Annotated in this window: 16 protein-coding genes; 11 read left to right on the top strand and 5 right to left on the bottom strand. The window is 56.1% G+C overall.

Translation table 11 applies throughout. The features are described 5' to 3' along the window. Positions 1 to 11 precede the first annotated feature (11 nt). The 6 genes from J8E65_RS09985 to J8E65_RS09960 all read left to right on the top strand — a co-directional run bounded on the left by J8E65_RS09985 (position 12) and on the right by J8E65_RS09960 (position 7,247). Positions 12 to 494: a SixA phosphatase family protein gene (locus J8E65_RS09985; RefSeq protein ID WP_210375608.1), complete on the top strand. Its 483-nt coding sequence runs from the start codon at positions 12 to 14 to the stop codon at positions 492 to 494. Between the two features lie 118 nt (positions 495 to 612). Beyond that, on the top strand, positions 613 to 1,692 hold the full coding sequence (gene nirK, locus J8E65_RS09980) for a copper-containing nitrite reductase (RefSeq protein ID WP_210375607.1): 1,080 nt from the start codon (positions 613 to 615) through the stop codon (positions 1,690 to 1,692). Positions 1,693 to 1,720: 28 nt separating this feature from the next. Beyond that, complete coding sequence (locus J8E65_RS09975; protein ID WP_237181887.1) at positions 1,721 to 2,155, top strand: plastocyanin/azurin family copper-binding protein; 435 nt, start codon at positions 1,721 to 1,723, stop codon at positions 2,153 to 2,155. Positions 2,156 to 2,336: 181 nt separating this feature from the next. Then, positions 2,337 to 4,655, top strand: coding sequence for a S9 family peptidase (locus J8E65_RS09970; protein WP_237181885.1), 2,319 nt, complete (start codon positions 2,337 to 2,339; stop codon positions 4,653 to 4,655). Between the two features lie 56 nt (positions 4,656 to 4,711). After that, positions 4,712 to 6,016 carry a dihydroorotase gene (locus J8E65_RS09965; RefSeq protein ID WP_210375605.1) on the top strand — a complete coding sequence of 435 codons (1,305 nt, stop codon included), beginning with the start codon at positions 4,712 to 4,714 and terminating at the stop codon, positions 6,014 to 6,016. Between the two features lie 10 nt (positions 6,017 to 6,026). Next, complete coding sequence (locus J8E65_RS09960; RefSeq protein WP_210375604.1) at positions 6,027 to 7,247, top strand: D-alanine--D-alanine ligase family protein; 1,221 nt, start codon at positions 6,027 to 6,029, stop codon at positions 7,245 to 7,247. On the opposite strand, the gene J8E65_RS09955 is transcribed toward J8E65_RS09960, so the two are convergent. Further along, the gene (locus J8E65_RS09955) at positions 7,192 to 8,106 is read right to left on the bottom strand and encodes a pseudouridine-5'-phosphate glycosidase (protein WP_237181884.1); all 915 of its coding nucleotides are present in this window, start codon (positions 8,104 to 8,106) and stop codon (positions 7,192 to 7,194) included. The two genes, J8E65_RS09960 and J8E65_RS09955, sit on opposite strands and share 56 nt — an antisense overlap. Positions 8,107 to 8,185: 79 nt before the next feature. Here J8E65_RS09955 and J8E65_RS09950 point away from each other — a divergent pair, with 79 nt between their 5' ends. Both J8E65_RS09950 and J8E65_RS09945 read left to right on the top strand, forming a co-directional pair. Then, positions 8,186 to 8,713, top strand: a complete 528-nt coding sequence (locus J8E65_RS09950) for a hypothetical protein (protein WP_210375603.1) — start codon at positions 8,186 to 8,188, stop codon at positions 8,711 to 8,713. An 81-nt stretch (positions 8,714 to 8,794) separates the two neighbouring features. Further along, positions 8,795 to 9,280, top strand: coding sequence for a BCAM0308 family protein (locus J8E65_RS09945; protein WP_210375602.1), 486 nt, complete (start codon positions 8,795 to 8,797; stop codon positions 9,278 to 9,280). A gap of 4 nt (positions 9,281 to 9,284) precedes the next feature. On the opposite strand, the gene malQ is transcribed toward J8E65_RS09945, so the two are convergent. Next, positions 9,285 to 10,820, bottom strand: a complete 1,536-nt coding sequence (gene malQ, locus J8E65_RS09940; protein WP_210375601.1) for a 4-alpha-glucanotransferase — start codon at positions 10,818 to 10,820, stop codon at positions 9,285 to 9,287. Between the two features lie 103 nt (positions 10,821 to 10,923). Next, on the bottom strand, positions 10,924 to 12,789 hold the full coding sequence (glgB, locus tag J8E65_RS09935; protein WP_210375600.1) for a 1,4-alpha-glucan branching protein GlgB: 1,866 nt from the start codon (positions 12,787 to 12,789) through the stop codon (positions 10,924 to 10,926). Positions 12,790 to 13,125: 336 nt separating this feature from the next. On the opposite strand from glgB, the gene glgX reads away from it, so the two are divergent. Next, a complete protein-coding gene (gene glgX / locus J8E65_RS09930) occupies positions 13,126 to 15,345 on the top strand; it encodes a glycogen debranching protein GlgX (protein ID WP_210375599.1) in 2,220 nt (739 codons plus the stop codon). A gap of 9 nt (positions 15,346 to 15,354) precedes the next feature. Then, positions 15,355 to 15,894, top strand: coding sequence for an SPOR domain-containing protein (locus J8E65_RS09925; RefSeq protein WP_210375598.1), 540 nt, complete (start codon positions 15,355 to 15,357; stop codon positions 15,892 to 15,894). Positions 15,895 to 15,897: 3 nt separating this feature from the next. Here the strand turns inward: J8E65_RS09925 and J8E65_RS09920 are convergent, their stop codons facing one another. Further along, positions 15,898 to 16,371 (bottom strand): cupin domain-containing protein, encoded by a 474-nt coding sequence (locus J8E65_RS09920; RefSeq protein ID WP_210375597.1) that lies wholly within the window; start codon positions 16,369 to 16,371, stop codon positions 15,898 to 15,900. A gap of 87 nt (positions 16,372 to 16,458) precedes the next feature. On the opposite strand from J8E65_RS09920, the gene J8E65_RS09915 reads away from it, so the two are divergent. Further along, entirely contained in the window at positions 16,459 to 16,866 is a 408-nt protein-coding gene (locus tag J8E65_RS09915) for a hypothetical protein (protein WP_210375596.1), read from the top strand. On the opposite strand, the gene J8E65_RS09910 is transcribed toward J8E65_RS09915, so the two are convergent. Beyond that, positions 16,863 to 18,317: a lipopolysaccharide biosynthesis protein gene (locus J8E65_RS09910; RefSeq protein WP_237181883.1), complete on the bottom strand. Its 1,455-nt coding sequence runs from the start codon at positions 18,315 to 18,317 to the stop codon at positions 16,863 to 16,865. The genes J8E65_RS09915 and J8E65_RS09910 overlap by 4 nt on opposite strands. Position 18,318 lies beyond the last annotated feature (1 nt).

Genomic DNA, 18,318 nt, shown 5'->3' with positions numbered 1-18,318 from the left:
ACCCTATCGCTATGCTGATCTACTTCGTTCGTCATGCGGAAGCTTACCCTGCTGCGCCGGGACAGTCCGATGCCGAACGTCCGCTGACCGAAGCAGGTCTGGCAACCGCTCGAAAGTTGGGGCAAACGCTGCATCACCTTGGCTGCAAGCCACCAGCAGTGCATACCAGCCCCTACCTACGAGCACGGCAGACAGCGCAAGCCATCGCCCAGGCGCTGCAGGTTCCCATTGTTGAGGAGCGACTGTTGGCGCCAGGTTGCAGACCAGCCGCGTTGGAAGCCTTTCTCCAAACCCATGCTCCAGCAGACCGCGTGCTGGTCGTGGGTCATCAGCCCGACTTGGGCGAACTCATTCGCTGGTTGACCGGCGCAGCTGTTCGATTGCCACCAGGGGGATTAGCGGTTGTAGAAACGCCGGCTATCCGAGAAGCCGCAGGCACCCTCATAGGACTTTACGATCCAGCCTGGCTTTTAGGAGCACCTTCCTTGGGTTGACAAAAAGTTCTTCGATTCTGGGTGGGGTTTTCATAAGTTCTGCTTTTAGTCTTTATTTAGATAAAGTACTATTAAGTCGAAAATAAAACTATCGCCACCCATTAAAACGATACTTGCCATGAAAGCCAGCTCGCGCCGTGATTTTCTCAAGGGTTTAGGGGTAGCCGCTGCCGGTGGTCTGATGACATCGGGGTGGGCGTTAGAAGCTGCAGGCAGCCGCCGTCGCGTTCCGGTCATAGGACCGATGGGTCGTCGTGTGGATCGTGTGGCGGCCGATCCCGCGGCCATTCCGCCACCGATTCACCGCGATGTGCCGGTTACGCATGACATTACGTTACGGGTTGAAGAGGTCGTTGCTGAAATTGAGCCCGAGGTCACGTTTAACTTTATGACTTTTAATGGTCAGGTGCCGGGTCCGCTCATTCGGGTGCGCCAGGGCGATGTGGTCAACCTGACGCTGGAGAATCCGGCAACGAACCACATGCCGCACAATGTGGATTTTCACGCCGTCTACGGACCCGGTGGTGGGGCAGCGCATACGCTGGTAGCGCCTGGGCAGTCACGCACAATTCGCTTCCGCTGCTTGTATCCGGGCGCGTACGTTTACCACTGCGCTGTGCCCGACATGGATTACCATATCTCCAGCGGCATGTTTGGTATGATCCTCGTCGAGCCACCCGAAGGGCTGCCACCGGTTGACCGAGAGTTTTATCTCGGGCAGCACGAGCTCTACACCGACAAGTTGCCGGGAGAGCCTGGGCACCACAACTTCGACTTTGAGAAGCTTTTTGAGGAAAAGCCTACCTATGTGCTGTTTAATGGCGCCAAAAATGGTCTGACGGCCGAGCGCTATGGTCCAATGAAGGCCAAGGTAGGCGAGACAGTGCGCATCTTTTTGGCTGTAGGCGGGCCGAACTTGACGAGTGCTTTTCATCCGATTGGGAACGTATTCACGCATGCATGGCGCGAAGGCGCCATCCAAAGCAATCCTGAGCGGAATGTACAAACGGTAGCCATTCCGCCTGGGAGCTGTGGCATTTTCCACATGCGGCTGCCTGTGCCTGGGCCCGTGGTGTTGGTTGACCACGCACTAACGCGGGTAGCCCGCAAAGGACTAAAAGCGGTTATCGATGTCGAAGGGCCAGAGCAGCCCGACATTTACAACGCCATGGGGAACATGGTCCTTGGGGCTCACTGAAGTAAGCACAAACTTAATGGAGCTAGTCATGCGGTATTTCCTTAGCATGCTGCTTGTGATAGGATGGGCAGCACAGGCCGAGCCTGTAAAGGAGATCGTGATTGAGCCTGTGGGGGATGAGCTAAAGTTTAAGCAAACGGAGTTTACGGTGCAGCCTGGGGAGACGGTGCGGCTGATTTTTAAGAATACGGCGAAGGTTATGCCGCACAATGTGGTGGTGCTGAACACGAGCAGCCCGGCTGTGGTCAACCGGGTGGGCACGGCTGCTATCACAGCCAAAGATTACGTGCCCGACGATCCGGCCATTTTGGCTTACACCAAGCTAGCGCAGCCTGGGGAAACCGTCGAGGTAACGTTCAAAGCACCAGCAACTCCTGGTCGGTATCGCTATATCTGCACGTTTCCTGGTCACTTCTCGATGATGCAGGGGACCATGGTGGTGGCCCCTAAACCCGCAAGCTAACGCCACAAAGCGATACAGACCAGTGCGTGGCGGGTGCCCATGGGCACCCGCCACTTGTTTAGGCCAAGCGATGTGCAAGATTATTTCAAAGCAGTCCAACGCGCTTAGCGAATCTTTTTTTCAAACGCAAAATCCCTATCTTTGACCGCTAGAGCAGGGTCACTTAGCTTAACGGTCAAGTATGATGCGTCGTGCATTGGTGCATTGCCTACTGCTAAGCGCGGGGCTGTTTTGGGTTTCGGTTGCTGCAGCCCAGCAAACCGCGCAAACCCGCCAGCGGCTAACGCTGGAAGACATTCACGCTTCGCGCAAATTTGCGGGTGAATTTTTTGAAGGTGGGCGCTGGGCTGAAGAGGGGCCGGTGATCCTCTACATTGAGCCGGATGCGCAAACTGGCGCCACGCATCTCGTGCGCTACAATTTGGAGACGGGTCAGCGTGAACGCCTGATTGATGGCAATCGACTCTATGCCTCGGATGTTGGGCGTTTGGTTCAGATTGAAGACTACGCCTACAGCCGTGATGGTCGCCGGGTGCTTATTTACACAGATTCGGAGCCTGTATGGCGCTACAATACCAAGGGCTTTTACTACCTCTATGATATCGCTTCGGGGACGCTGCGGCCGATAAGTGACCGAGCCAAAGGCTTTCAGATGTTTGCCAAGCTCAGTCCAAATGGCCGTCAGGTTGCTTTTGTGCGGGATCGCAATCTCTACCTGGTGGATCTGGAAAGCGGCCAAGAAGTGCCGCTTACCGTCGATGGTAGGCCCGAAAGCATCATCAATGGCACGTTCGATTGGGTCTACGAAGAGGAGTTCGGTCTGCGGGATGGCTGGGCCTGGAGTCCAGATGGGCGCTACATTGCGTTCTTTAAGCTCGACGAATCGCACGTGCCAGCGTTTACCATGGTGGACCTGCGGGAGTACTATCCGAAGTCGATTACGTTTCGCTATCCCAAAGCCGGCCAGCCCAATAGCGAAATTCAAATTGGCGTTATTGACTTGCAGACTGGTCAGGTGCGCTTTTTTGACACAGATACCTGGTATGAAGACGACAGTCCCTACGAATATCTGGCGCGTATGGGCTGGACGCCAGCTATTGATGGTCGCTTCTACGTGTGGATGTTTCGCATGAATCGCGAGCAGAACCATCTGGAGCTGCTCTATGGCGACCCTGCCACGATGCGTGTGCGCAAAGTACTGGAGGAACGCGCTTCAGCCTGGCTTGAGGTAGAAACAGGTTTTACCGATCTGCAGGCAGGCCAGCTCACTTACCTGAATGATGGGCAGCATTTTGTGTGGATCAGTGAGCGTGATGGATACCGCCACCTGTACCTATATCGCAACGATGGCACGCTAGTTCGCCAGCTGACGCAAGGGGCTTGGGATGTTACGGATTTTCACGGTGTTGATGAAGTGGGCGGCTGGGTATACTTTACCGCCACGATCGAAGGGCCGCGTGAACGTCACTTATACCGCGTGCCGTTGCAGCCGGGTGCTTCAAATGGGCAAGCTTTCGGGCCGCAACGCATTAGCCAAGAGCCTGGAACGCATGAGGTCAGCCTATCCCGGGACTTCCGTTACTACATCGATGTGCATACGCGCTTTTTGCAGCCGCCCGTGGTTACCCTGCGCCGCATAAGTGGCGAGCAGCTTGCGGTGTTGGTAGGCAATGAAGCCTTGCAGCAGCGCCTTAAGGCTTACAAGCTGCGACCTCCAGAATTTTTTACGGTGCCCGGTGCCGACGGCACGCCACTGGAAGCTTACCTCATTAAACCTTCAGATTTTGACTCCACCAAGCAATATCCGCTGTTGCTCTACGTCTATGGTGGTCCGGGCTCGCAGACGGTGGTGGATGACTGGGGCGGGGCACGCATGCTTTGGCACTACTATTTGGCCGAAGAGCTGGGTATTCTGGTAGCTAGCGTGGATAACCGGGGTACAGGAGCCCGGGGCTATGCCTTTAAGACGGCCACCTATCGTAGGCTAGGGCAGCTTGAAGCCCAAGATCAGATTGCAGCAGCCAAAGCGCTGGCCCAGCGTTCCTATGTCGATCCCGATCGCATAGGCATTTGGGGTTGGAGCTATGGAGGGTATCTGACGCTGATGGCCATGCTTTATGGGGACGGGCCACAAGTCTTTCGCGTTGGGGTATCGGTTGCGCCTGTAACCGATTGGCGGCTCTACGATACGATCTATACCGAACGTTACATGTCCACACCCCAACAGAACCCAGAGGGCTACCGCTTAGGCGCGCCGCTTACGTACGCGGATCGGCTTGCTGAGCGTCAGCGGTTGTTGCTGATTCATGGCGATCTGGACGATAATGTGCATTTTCAAAATGCGGTTTTAATGGCCGAGGCGCTACAGCGGGCTGGAAAGCAATTTGCTTTCATGGTGTATCCTGGCCGAAACCACGGTATCTATGGGGGGAACACCCGGTTGCATCTGTTCACGCTCATTACGGGTTTTCTTGAGGAAAACCTGGTGAATCCCCGCTGAGCATCGCTGGCGTGTGCTATCTTTGCGCGGCATTGGACGAACGATCAATACCTGCCATGATGTCGAAGGCGCAGAAGCTGCCTAACCTGCTTTTGCGGGGAGGCATTTTGCTAGATCCTGAGACTGGTAAGCAGCAGCGGGCTGATCTGTTGATTCGGGGCGGCCGCATTGTCCGCATCGCTCCGTCTATTGAGGCCGACGACGTTGCTGTCTACGATGCCACAGGAAAGCTGATTTCGCCAGGCTGGATCGATATGCACGTGCACTTACGCGAGCCCGGCCAGGAACATAAGGAAACCATTGAAACGGGATGCCGCGCAGCCGCCTTTGGTGGATTTACCGCCGTGGCTTGCATGCCCAATACCGACCCCCCTATCCACACCCGCGATGTTGTCGAGTTTGTCATTGAACGGGGGCAACACACGCCGGTTGACGTGTATCCGATCGCTTGTGTGTCGAAGAACCGGGAAGGGAAAGAGCTTACTGAAATGGCCGACCTGGTGGAAGGGGGAGCAGTAGCCTTTAGCGACGATGGCGCACCTGTGCAGCATAGTGGACTAATGCGCCGGGCTTTGGAATATGCTTCAATGCTTGATCGGGCCATCATCAATCATATGGAGGACCTGACGCTGAATCCACATGGCCACATGCACGAAGGCGTTGTGGCAACGCGCCTGGGTATTCCGGGTATTCCGTCGGTGGCCGAAGAGGTCATGGTCGCGCGCGACTTGTTGCTGGCCGAATATACAGGTGGGCATGTGCACGTAGCCCATATTTCCACGGCCCGGTCTGTTGAGCTGGTGCGTCAAGCTAAAGCCCGAGGGGTACGGGTAACGGCCGAAGTTTGCCCCCATCATTTCACGCTGACCGATGAGGCGGTTGAGCGTTCGGGCTTTTCAACCCATACCAAAATGCATCCGCCGCTGCGCACGGCAACCGATGTTGCAGCGCTTAAGGAAGGATTGCGTGATGGTACGATTGACGCGATCTGTACCGATCATGCGCCGCATGCCAGCTTTGAAAAGGAGGTTGAGTTCATTGAAGCCCCGTTTGGAATCATTGGTCTAGAGACCGCTTGGGGGCTGATCGGCCGTGAGCTGATTGCTCCGGGGGTTTTGACGCTCGCTGAAGCAGTCTACAAGCTAACCGTAGCCCCACGGCGCATCCTTCGGCTTCCCGTACCGCGCCTGGCTGAAGGCGAGCCAGCCAACCTGACGGTCTTTGATGCGACTACGCGCTGGGTTTTTGAAGAGCGACACATTCGCTCGAAAAGCCGAAATACACCGTTTCTTGGCGAAACGCTGGTTGGGCGCGCGTGGGCGATCTATAACCGTGGCTGGTTTGTATCTCAGGAGCCTTAGACCGCTTGCTATGCAGCGATTACGCGTAGGCGTAGTTTTTGGCGGCGTCTCGCCAGAGCATGAGGTGTCTGTCATTACCGGGCTGCAAGCTGCTGCGGCGCTTGATCCGGACCGCTACGAGGTAGTGCCGCTGTACGTAGCCAAGGACGGTAGCTGGTACACCGGATCGGTGCTTTTGGCGCTGGAGGCCTACCAAGACCTGGACGCCTTGCGGCGATTGGCCATTCCCGTACGCTTTGATCCAGCTGTACACGGCCGCCTGTTGCTGGTGGATGCGCGCCCGCGTCGTTGGCCTTGGCAGCGCCCACTACGCTATTTGCTTGATGTGGTTGTGCTGGCCTTGCATGGCGGTGATGGCGAAAACGGCGGTGTGCAGGGATTGTGCGAGACGCTTAATGTGCCTTACACGGGCAGTGGCGTGCTGGGTTCAGCCTTGGGCATGGATAAAGTGCTCTCGAAGTTACTCTGCCAGCAGCAGGGCATTCCTGTGGTCGATTTCCGTTGGTTTCGTGAGCACGAATGGGCTGGTCAAGAGGAAGCTTGGCTAGATCGCCTAGAGGCTGAGTTGGGCTATCCCATGGTGGTCAAGCCGGCCCGTTTGGGATCGTCGATAGGGATTCAGCGTGTAGCAGAGCGCGTGGCACTGGATGCAGCAATCGAAGAAGCCTTGCGCTACGATGAAAAAGTGCTTGTTGAACGGGCCGTACAGCATCTACGGGAGGTTAACTGTGCCGTGCTGGGCGATCCTTCAGCAGCGCGTCCCAGCGTGCTCGAGGAGCCCGTACGCAGCGACCCATCGAAGCTGCTGACGTTTCAGGATAAGTATCTGCGAGGGCAAAGTAAGGGAGGCCAAGGGACAAAGCAGCCACAAGGTATGGCTTCGCTGGAACGCATAATTCCAGCACCCCTTGACCCGACACAAACGCAAGCTATCCAGGAGATGGCCGTCCGCATCTTTCAGCTTTTTGAATGTGCTGGTGTGGCCCGCATCGATTTTCTGCTGGATGGTGATACCGGTCAGGTGTATTTCAATGAGATTAATACCATTCCGGGTTCGTTTTCGTTTTACCTGTGGGAGCCAGCAGGCGTGCCGTTCGATGCACTAATGGATGAACTGATCCGACTGGCTCAGAAGCGCCATCGAGAGAAAAACGGCCGCGTGCGTTCTTACGACGTCAATTTGTTATCGCTGCGCAGCTTGCAGGGGGTGAAAGGGGCAAAGCAGCCATAGCTAAGGCGCGCGCAATCCGAGCGGCAACGATCGCGTTTTGCTCTAGCAATGCAAGGTTTGCCTGTAGGACGCGAGACCCCAAGCGTTCGCGCAACCGAGCTAGCAGAAAAGGCGTGAGTGCTTCGGCTGCGATGCCCTGCCGTTCGGCTTCTTGCAAGGCCTCTTCAAGCGCTGGCATGAGCACTGCCGTAGGGATAGCTACGCGATCGGGAGGGGGTACAGTAACCACTAAGGCGCCCGGTAGGCCCAGACGCAGGCGTGCCTGGTAGAGGGCGACAACAGCCTCCGGTGTGTCGCAGCGCGCGTCGACCGGTAGGCCGCTTGTGGCAGTGTAAAACGCGGGCATTTCATGAGTACGGTAGCCTACCGTTGTGATGCCGCGCGTTTCTAGCTGTTCGCGTGTAGCTTTGAGGTCGAGAATCGTTTTGGGTCCTGAGCACACCACCACGGCTGGGATGCGCGCCAGTGCTTCAAGATCAGCGCTGATGTCCATCGAAGGACGGCCATCGGCACTGCGATGCACACCGCCAATACCTCCAGTAGCCATAACCGAAATGCCCGCTCGCCAAGCCAAGTGTAGCGTGGCAGCAACCGTGGTGGCACCATCGCATCCTTGAGCGACGGCAACAGGGAGGTCGCGTAGGCTAACTTTGCGGACGCCCTCGGCTGTGGCTAGATAGCGCAATTCGTGCGGCTCAAGCCCAAGTCGCACCTGGCCTTTAAGGATAGCAATGGTGCACGGTCGGGCACCTTCGGCGCGGATAGCCGCTTCGATGCGATAGGCTGCATCTAAATTGTGAGGCGCGGGTAGGCCATGCGCAATCACCGTCGACTCTAAGGCAACAACAGCGTTCATCATCCCACCAGCAGGTTGCGACTACCGTTACGTAAATTAACAAGAAAACGACCCTACAGATTAGCGGCATACTTCTGCGAATATGCACCAGTACATGCAGCGATGGGTGTTTTTGCTGATCTTCGCGGGGATGGGTTGCCAGGGAGGGTGTGCTGTACCAACCCCCTTCAAGGGGGAACGTGTGCAAACGGGATCTTTCCGGGTGGTGTTGCAAGGAACGATAAGCGATACCCTGGTAGGCAAGGCGCTTTTTCGAAAAAATGCCCAGGGTGAACCCATTGGGTTAGACTTGCTGGATGCATCGGCACCTACCCGTGGGCTATCCTTAGAGATCAGGCGCCATGGTGCCGATACTTTAGAAGCTGTGCGCCGTTTGGTCCCAGGACCTGCAGCGCACCCCTGGGTGATTGCCTATCTAGACTGGCCTCCCTATACGTTCCTTTCGGAATCAGGGCAACTCATCTTTGAAGCTGTAGCTCCCGACCAACTCAAAGGAAAGTTCCGTCTGCAAATGGGCACGATTGACCGCACCACGGGCGAATATCTGGAGCTTGAAGCAATAGGGACATTTGTGGCTGTTCCAGATACAGAATTTGCGCCAGGGGCTTGACGTTGCGTGCTGTTTGCTTAACTTTCTCTTAACAGGAGGGGCTTATCCTGCAACCCATGATTATGTAAGTGGAGGGTGCGTATGTTTCGGAGCAGCTATGGCCGCAAGGATCGCATCTTAAAACAGCGGCACCGGGATGCTTACTGGGAGCATCAAAAGTGGCCTGAACCTACGCGATGCACAGACTGTGGTGCAGTGTTTAGTGGGGGACGGTGGACGTGGATGGAGGTTACAGAGGTGGTGCATGAGGTGCGGTGTCCGGCTTGCCGACGCACGGCCGATCGCTATCCGGCTGGTTATGTAGAGCTCAGTGGTGCGTTTTGGTGTGCCCATCAAGCAGAGATCCTCAATTTGGTGCGTAATCTAGAAGCGCAAGAAAAGCAGACGCGGCCGCTAGAGCGCTTGATGGAACTGGATCTCCAAGATGGCTACTGCCGGATTACGACCACAGGAGTGCATCTGGCCCGTCGTATTGGTGAAGCGCTGGCTCGGGCCTATCAGGGTAAGCTGGATTATAGCTATGCAGATGGGGACCGCGTCGTCCGTGTGCAGTGGCGGCGCGACTGAAGCTTTAGGCCGCTGAGGGCAGGCGTCCGTAGATTTCGGTGAGCCTGCGCAGCCGTTCGGCCAGCTCTGGGCGAAGTTGGCTAGCACACACGCGCCAGGACCAGTTGTGTGGACCGGTAGTACCGGGGGTATTCATACGTGCTTCACTGCCTAGGCCGAGTACGTCTTGTAAGGGGAAAACCACCAGGTCGGCTACCGAAGCCATAAGTGCACGGATGCACGTCCAATGGATCTCACGCTCCCGCTTGCGATCCAGGTCTAAGTAAGCTCGGGCGTAGGCCTTAGCGCGGGCAACGACTTCAGGGGGCAACGTGTTTTTGCTTTCTCCGCGCCACCAGCCCACGATGGTGTCGTTGTCGTGCGTGCCGGTATAGGCCACCAGGTTGCGGGTGTAGTTGTGCGGCAGAAAGGTAGAGGAGGCATCCTCATCGAAGGCAAATTGAAGGACAGCCATCCCTGGAAAACCAAAACGTTCCATGAGTTCGGTGACGTCAGGTGTGATGACCCCAAGGTTTTCAGCCACAATAGGCAGAGGACCAAGCTTTTGCTGAATGGTCTCGAAAAACTCGGCACCGGGTCCAGCCACCCAACGTCCGTGGACAGCTGTAGGCTCGCTAGCAGGGATTTCCCAGTATGCTGCAAACCCGCGGAAGTGATCGAGGCGAATCAGGTCGACGCGTTCCAGAAGCACAGCAAAGCGCTGGGTCCACCAGTGATGGCCTGTGTGGCGGGAGACGTCCCAACGGTATAGTGGATTGCCCCAGCGCTGACCGGTTTCACTGAAGTAGTCGGGGGGCACACCAGCTACAACGGTGGGCCGGCCCCTTTCGTCTAGATGAAAAAGGTGCGGGTTGGCCCATACGTCGGCGCTGTCGTGGGCTACGTAGATTGGGATATCGCCCATCAGCCGGATACCACGCTGGTGGCAGTAGGCGCGCAGGTCCATCCACTGCTTGTGAAAGAGATACTGCCAGAACTGGTGCTTGCGGAAGGCACGTGCCAGGCGCTGGCGAGCATGGTGCAACGCTCCAGGATCGCGCCGGGCTAGCTCAGCGGGCCACTCTGTCCAAACCGCACCGCCATGCGCCTCTTTTAACGCCATAAAGAGGGCATAATCGTCGAGCCAGAAGGCCTGTCGCTCACAAAAGAGCCAAAAATCCGTCTCGTCGATGCGGTCAGGATGTGCCTCAAACGTTGCATAGGCTTTTTCGAGCAAATGATGCTTGTAGGTAATCACCCAGTCGTAATCGACGCGTTCAGCTGGGAAATTAGGTCTTTGAGAGACGTCGTTAGGACTGAGTAAGCCCTGCTCGACTAGGCGGTCTGGACTGATCAGCAGCGGATTTCCAGCAAAGGTCGACGGGCTAGCATACGGAGAAAAGCCTAAGCCTACAGGGACTAGGGGAAGCATTTGCCAGAGCCGTTGACCCGCTTCGGCCAAAAAATCGGCAAAATGGTAGGCGGCAGGCCCTAGATCGCCAATTCCATAAGGGCCTGGAAGTGAGGTAGGATGCAACAAAATACCACTTGAGCGAGGCATAGTTCTTTTGCGCTAAAAGCCAAAACAAGCGGCCCCAAAATACGGCTAGCCGTGCTTTGGCTTCAGGGAAAAGGGTGTAAAGAAAAAGAAAGCAAAGATTTGCTTACATCGATTCGGGTTCAAGGATAATCGCAGCCAAGGGGGGAAGCGTTAGGCTGAGATGAAACGGGCGGCCGTGCCACGATTCGGGTATAGCTTCAACGCGACCAAGATTTCCTAGACCGCTGCCGCCATAGACAACCGCGTCGCTATTGAGCACTTCGCGCCAAGGACCTCCCAGAGGCACGCCTACGCGATAGTGTAGGCGTGGAACGGGCGTGAAGTTCAGCACAAAAAGCAGTATGCGACCGGCATTTTTTCGCAGGTAGCAGATAACGCTCTGGTCACGGTCGCTAAAGTCAATCCATTCAAAGCCTTCGGGGCCATCGTGCCAAAGCGCGGGATGGGTGCGGTAGAGGTGGTTAAGGTCGCGTACCCACGTCTGAATGCCGCGCTGAAAAGGTTTTTCGAGCAAGTGCCATTCAATTTGCACGTCGTGGTTCCACTCATGATACTGGCCAAATTCCCCGCCCATAAAGAGGAGCTTTTTTCCAGGGTGCCCCCACATGTGGCCGTAGAGCAGGCGTAGGTTGGCGGCTTTTTGCCAGTCATCGCCGGGCATCTTACCCCAAAGCGATCCCTTACCATGCACTACCTCGTCGTGGGATAAGGGTAAGATGTAATGCTCCGAAAAGGCATAAACCAAAGAAAATGTTAGCTCGTCGTGGTGGTATTTGCGATGAACGGGGTCACGACGCAGGTAGGTCAGCGTGTCGTGCATCCAGCCCATGTTCCATTTGTAGAGAAAACCCAGCCCGTGGTTGTAGGTGGGGGCTGAAACGCCTGGCCAAGCCGTCGATTCTTCGGCAATGGTCATTGCTTCGGGGAAGTGCAGATAGACTGTTTCGTTGAGTTTTTTGAGGAAGTCGATCGCTTCCAAGTTTTCTCGGCCGCCAAAGATATTGGGTGTCCATTCCTTGCGGGAATAATCACGATAGAGCATGGAGGCAACGGCATCCACGCGCAGCCCATCGGCATGGTAACAGGCAAGCCAGAAAAGGGCATTTGAAATGAGAAAGTTACGCACGCCTGGCTTGTTGTAATCAAATACGTACGTACCCCAGTCGGGGTGGTAGCGCATTTTAGGATCATCGTACTCAAACAGGGTCGTGCCGTCGAAAAAGACAAGTCCCTGGGGATCAGCGGCAAAGTGGCTAGGTACCCAATCAAGAATGACCCCAATACCGCGCTGATGCAAGTAATCGATCAGATACATCAAATCTTGTGGTTTACCGTAGCGAAACGTGGGTGCATAGTAGCCCACCACTTGGTAGCCCCAGGAGCCATAGTAGGGGTGTTCCATAACGGGCATCAGCTCCACGTGGGTAAAGCCCATTTCCTCAACATAGTCAGCCAAGGGCTCGGCAATTTCACGATAGGAAAATGACTCGCCGGGGCGTTTATGCCGCCAAGACCCTAGGTGCACTTCGTAGATCGCAACGGGTCCATAGAGACTGGCCGGACCTTTGCGCTGGCGCATCCATTCGTGATCATGCCAGGTGTAGTCCAGGCGTGTGATAATGGAGGCCAAGCCCTCAATAGGGCTTCCTGTTGGCGGCTCCATGGCGAAGGCATAGGGATCGGTTTTATCGGCCTGGTAGAAGCCGTGACGAATCCGATATTTGTAGGTGTGTCCGGGACGTGCGCCAGGTACATAACCGGCCCACAGGCCTCCACCATAGCGCTCCAAGGGGCTGGCTTCCGGATTCCAATCATTAAATGCACCCAGTACCGAAACGGCATCGGCATGGGGTGCCCACAGGCAAAACCACGTGCCTTCTTCGTCCGGGTGCGCGCCCAACTTGCGATAACTGTCGAAGAACGTACCGCTTTCCCAACGCCGAATGTCGTCTTCGGTTAACCAGCCCATATTCTTTGCGTTTTTGATGGAGGTGTTAAGATCTATTTTACCCGTGTTGCAATGCCCCTATCTTTGGGGGGATTATACCAGTAAGCTTTCCAAAATACAAAAAAGCCCTACCATGCCCGCATAGCTGCGCTTTGTAAGACATGCGAAAAGTCCATGAGCAAACGTTCTGGAAGCGCATTCTAGAGCACCCAAAGGCGCAGTTGGATAAGCCGCAAACGTACCAATGACGCATCCCCGCAGTACGTACGCTTGCGTAAAAGGGCGGCTCAGCGGTTTGGCGTCCTCTTGATGGCGCAGCGTTTGCTACCTTCAAGCGAAGTGCATTGAACAATCCTCATGGCAGGTGCAGTCCAACCGGTAGTGTCGACGGTTTCGAGCTCCTGGCCTGGTCGCCCCTATCCTTTAGGGGCAACATGGGATGGCATGGGGGTGAATTTTGCCCTCTACAGCCAGCATGCTGAAGCCGTAGAGCTCGTGCTTTTTGACAATCCGGACGACCCGGCCCCGTCGCGGGTTGTAGAGCTGACCGAACGTACAGGCCCAATTTGGCATGTTTACTTGCCTGGTCTGCGACCTGGACAACTCTACGGCTATCGCGTCTATGGCCCCTACCAACCGGAAAAGGGGCATCGTTTCAATCCCAACAAAGTCTTGCTCGACCCTTACGCTAAGGCCATTGGTCGGCCGCTACGTTGGCACGACAGCCTTTTCGGGTATAAAGTGGGAGATGCGGCGGGAGACCTCTCTTTCTCAGAAGAGGACAATGCGCCCTATGCGCCTTTAGGCGCTGTGGTTGAACCTTGCTTTGAATGGGGGGACGATCGGCCGCCGCGTATTCCGTGGGAGGACACCATCATCTACGAAACGCACGTCAAAGGGCTGACCAAGCTGCATCCCGAAGTTCCAGAACCGCTACGTGGCACCTACCTCGGCTTGACGTGTGAGCCAGTACTAGAGCATCTGAAACGCTTGGGCATTACGACCATTCAGCTTTTGCCGGTGCACGCTAAGGTGCACGACCGACACCTTGTTGAACGGGGGTTACGTAACTACTGGGGCTATAACCCATTGTGCTACTTTGCTCCGGAGCCAGAATACGCCACCAATGGGCCGATTTCGGCAGTGCGCGAGTTTAAGATGATGGTGCGGGCGCTCCATGCCGCTGGCTTTGAAGTCATCGTCGATGTCGTCTACAACCATACGGGTGAAGGCGGGGTGTTGGGGCCTACGCTTTCGTTTCGCGGCATTGACAACCGCGCCTATTACAAAGCCGATCCTAAAAATCCACGCTTTTTGGTCGACTATACCGGCACGGGTAATACGCTTGACGTGGGCAATCCCTACGTCATCCAGCTCATCATGGATAGCCTACGCTACTGGGTGACCGAAATGCACGTTGACGGCTTCCGTTTTGACCTAGCAGCCGCTTTGGCTCGTGAGCTCTACGATGTCGACATGCTTTCGACGTTTTTTCAGGTTATTCAACAGGATCCCGTGCTTAGCCAAGTGAAGCTGATCGCTGAACCGTGGGATGTAGGACCAGGGGGCTATCAGGTAGGACATTTCCCCTGGCAATGGACAGAATGGAATGGCCGCTATCGGGATGCGGTGCGTCGTTTCTGGCGCGGCGAGCGAGGGCTCAACGGTGAATTTGCTACCCGCTTTGCAGGCTCGAGTGACCTTTATGAACGGAGCGGCCGCAGACCGTTTGCTTCGATTAACTTTGTCACTGCCCACGACGGTTTTACCCTGGAAGACCTGGTGAGCTACGAAAAAAAGCATAACGAGGTCAATCTGGAAGGCAACCGAGACGGGATGGATGCGAACTACAGCCACAATTGTGGTGTGGAGGGGCCCACGCAAGATCCTGCAATTCTGGCTTGTCGAGAAGCCCGAAAACGCAGCCTCATCAGTACGCTCTTTCTTTCTCAAGGCGTTCCGATGCTTCTAGGAGGGGACGAGCTTTCGCGCTCCCAACATGGTAATAACAATGCCTACTGCCAAGATAACGAGATCAGCTGGTATAACTGGCAGCTGGACGCGCGTAAGCAGCACTTTTTAGCATTTGTTCAGCAGGTGATCTGGTTCCGTAAGCAGCATCGCAGCTTTCGCCGGCGACATTTTCTAACAGGTCTGCCCAATGGGGGAGAGGCTCCCGATGCCGTCTGGTGGCATCCTGAAGGGCGTCCCATGAAACATGAAGACTGGGTTAAGACAGAGCTTACCGCCTTTGGCCTATTGCTCCATGGCGAAGCCATTCAGGGCACTGACGATCGAGGGCGACCATTTCGCGACGATACGTTTCTCATCCTGTTTAACAATGGTGCTCAAGCTGTACCTGTTGTAGTGCCTTCCGTTTGTGCTTGCGGCAAACCCCATCACTGGGAAGTGGTAGAGGCCTTTCGCCGAGAGCTGTTGCAAACGACCTATGCGCCTGGGGCAACGCTTGAACTTCCGGCCGGTACGTTAACGGTGTTGACCGCAGTGCCACCTTTTGAAGCAAACGGAAACTCTGCGGCTGCGGAGCGCTTACACGAAGCATCCAAGAACATATGAAAGGCGATCATGACCTCCTGCCGGCTGTATGCGCTGAGCCTAGGCCTGATGTTTCTGGTTGGATGCGCAACCCTGCGCCCTAATACCGAGCCGCGAGGGCCTCAGCCTACAGAAGAAGCGCTCGCCTTGGCTGATTATGAAGAATTTGAGCCATCAGCCTATGCCGACCCGCCGCCGCCGACCCCGCAGGTCGTACACGACGTGCCCGAAGCCCTGTGGCTGGGGCAGTTAGGTGCGGCAGAACCACGTGTGGTGGTTGAGGGTTATCGCGTGCAGATTGCCCTGACCGAAAACAAGGCAGAAGCGGATCGACTGTACGAAGAAGTGCTCACTTGGTGGCGGCAGATGGTGGCCGAGGGGCGGCTAGCCGACATTGCAGGCGCTGCTGCCGATCCACCGCCTATCTATATTGTCTACAAAGCCCCTTACTACCGCATTCGACTAGGCAATTTCCGAAACCGGGCAGAAGCGCAACGCCTACTTCGCCTGGCAGCGCAACGGTTTGAGGGGGCCTTTATTACCGCCGATCAAGTCATCCTGAGACCGTAGCGCTCATAGGCGCACGTGAGGCCCTATGATCGGGTGCTGGCGAATTTGGGAGGCTTCTTCAGCAGAAGGTCGCGTGGGGCGATCCCGATCTGCAGCTACCAAACATAAAAAACCTAAAGGAGCATCTTTGGCCGCTTGAAACTGATGCCACGTTTGGGGTGGCACGTAAACCAAGTCGAACGGCGCTATCTCAAAGACTTGTTCGCCTACGATAGCCCGACCGTGGCCTTGCAAAATAAGCACTGCGTGAACGTGTTCGTGGCGCTCAAACGTAGAGTAGCCGCCTGGTGCAACCTCAAAATAGCGCAGTTCGGCTGGTAGTCCCGATTCTGGGCCAAACAGCACCTGCCGGGTGATGTCGCGAAAATGGGTGCCTTCAGGTTTGTAGTGCTTTAGCACAACGCTTTCCCAACGAAAGCCCTCAGAGTGCGCCTGAAAGCGCCGTAACGTAGCCGGTAGTGTCTGCACTTCTGTCATGGGCGGTCGAACTTTGAAAAATGCACTTATTGGTCGATACAGCCCACAGGTGGAGAGAGTTTCCTGTTAGGCTTTTTTTGAAGAAGCATGCTTGGCTGTGCACCTGAAGGGCAATGGAGCCCGCAAGAAGGGTTGGCCTTGCTATGGGCCGCCTTTGCAGCGCAAGCTCGGCAAGAAGACCCCGAAGGGTACTGGTTGGCGCGGCTTTGTCCTGAGGCTACAGCGTACGAGTTGCAACGTTTGATGCAAACTGGGCGCACAGGGTATGCCACAGATAACGGTCCCGCACTGGTGCGGTGGGTCGTGGAGAGCCACATGCCGCACTGGCCGCGAAAATATCGTCGCCGCGCGTTGCGGGTGCTGACCGATTGGGCTGTGGCCTGCGGTGCACCCCGAAGCCAGGTACAGCTCCTACTAAAGTTGGAGCAGCTGCAACGGAGCAAAGCAACACAACGCGTTCGGTCGGTCCGTAGAGGAGATCGACCACCACGTTAAGCCTGCCAGGGGTGGCGTCGGTCTACCCAGGTGCTTAACGCGAGATAGAGCAGAAAGCTCAGTACGACAAGTCCAAAAAGCAGTGCAGGAGTGATGGTAGCGGCAAGGCTGTCTAAGATCAGCACCAACGGTAGACTGCAAAGCCCATAACGCCCAATGAGAGCCAGGGCGGCCTTTTGAGGAAGCTGCGCCAGGTGAAAAAGTAGCCCAAGCTGAAATGCGCGTCCAGCAAAGCCCGCAAGCCCGAACAACTGAAGGGTGATTTCTGGGTTGCCCCGCAGGCCCCCGGCGATGAGTGCTAGCGTTTGCAGCACAAATAAAAACAGGCTGGCGATAAAGTCAGCACGCTGACGTTCCAGCACGTCAAACAGACGACTCAAGGGTGAAGCTATTCCGGCGAGCAACAGCCAAGGCGCAATCCATCCGGCATACAGCCCAGCTTGGCGCCAGGGCGCGCCGAATACGAACGCAAAGAGCTCGGGACCCAGCGTGACAAGGAGCAACGTAGGATAAAGCCCTAATTGAAACAAGGGTTTTACCACACGGGCGGTTAAATGGGCCAAGCTCTGCGCTTGGCGACGTAGCGATGCTGCCCGCACGAAGAAGACTTGCCCTGTGGCCCCACCAAGCAGGTTAAGCGGCACGCTGAGCACCATGAATGCGCGTCCAAAAAGGCCCAGCACGTGCGCGTCGAAAAAAGTAAGCAGCAACAAGAACGGTAGGCGCATGCTGAGCGCATTAAGCAAAGCGGCTGGAAGCGTAAATAGCGGAAAGCGCCGATATCGATAGGCAAGGAAGGCTAGCGAAGGTAACGCGGTTGCAGGGGACATACCTGAACGGCGTAGGCGCCAACCGTAAAACAGCAAGGCGCTTAGGTGTCCAGCCAGAAATCCCCCAATTAATCCGCTGGCGCTGGTCTGCACAGGGGGAATGCCAGCCGCCAGGCGTAGGGCCGTGGTGCTGAGCGTACGCAATGCGGTCCCGGCTGCCAGCGTGCGAAAGTGTTCGCGGCGCATGAGCCACAGTTCAGCCAGGCGTCCGCTTCCCATCAGCCAGAGGGCTGGGGTTAGCCAAAGCGCCCACGGCAGGAGTGCTTCACCTCCCAGATGCTGGATCAACCCTGCACCCCAGAGGCTAAAAACCCCCCAGACCAACCCCGTGCTTAGCAACATAAAAAGGCATAGGCGCAGCAAACCTCGGGCCTCCAGCTCATTCTCGGGTAAGAGCAAGGCGTCCTCATAGCGCAGCGTGCCTACCACCAGGAGCAAGCTGGCCAGCGCAACAAATGCATCCGTCACTCCAAACGCTTCGGGTGTGTAGAGACGTGTCAGGACCGGCTGGCTTAGGTAAGCAAGCACAAGTGTCAGCGAAGAGCCCGAAAGCAGCGTTAGGAGTGGACCTCGGAGCGAACGGGCAGCCATGGGTGAAGGATTGGCATCAAAAGCAGCCATA

Origin of the sequence: Rhodothermus bifroesti (assembly GCF_017908595.1) — a bacterium.
Lineage (GTDB): Bacteria > Bacteroidota > Rhodothermia > Rhodothermales > Rhodothermaceae > Rhodothermus > Rhodothermus bifroesti.
This window is presented reverse-complemented; position numbering and strand designations above follow the sequence as displayed.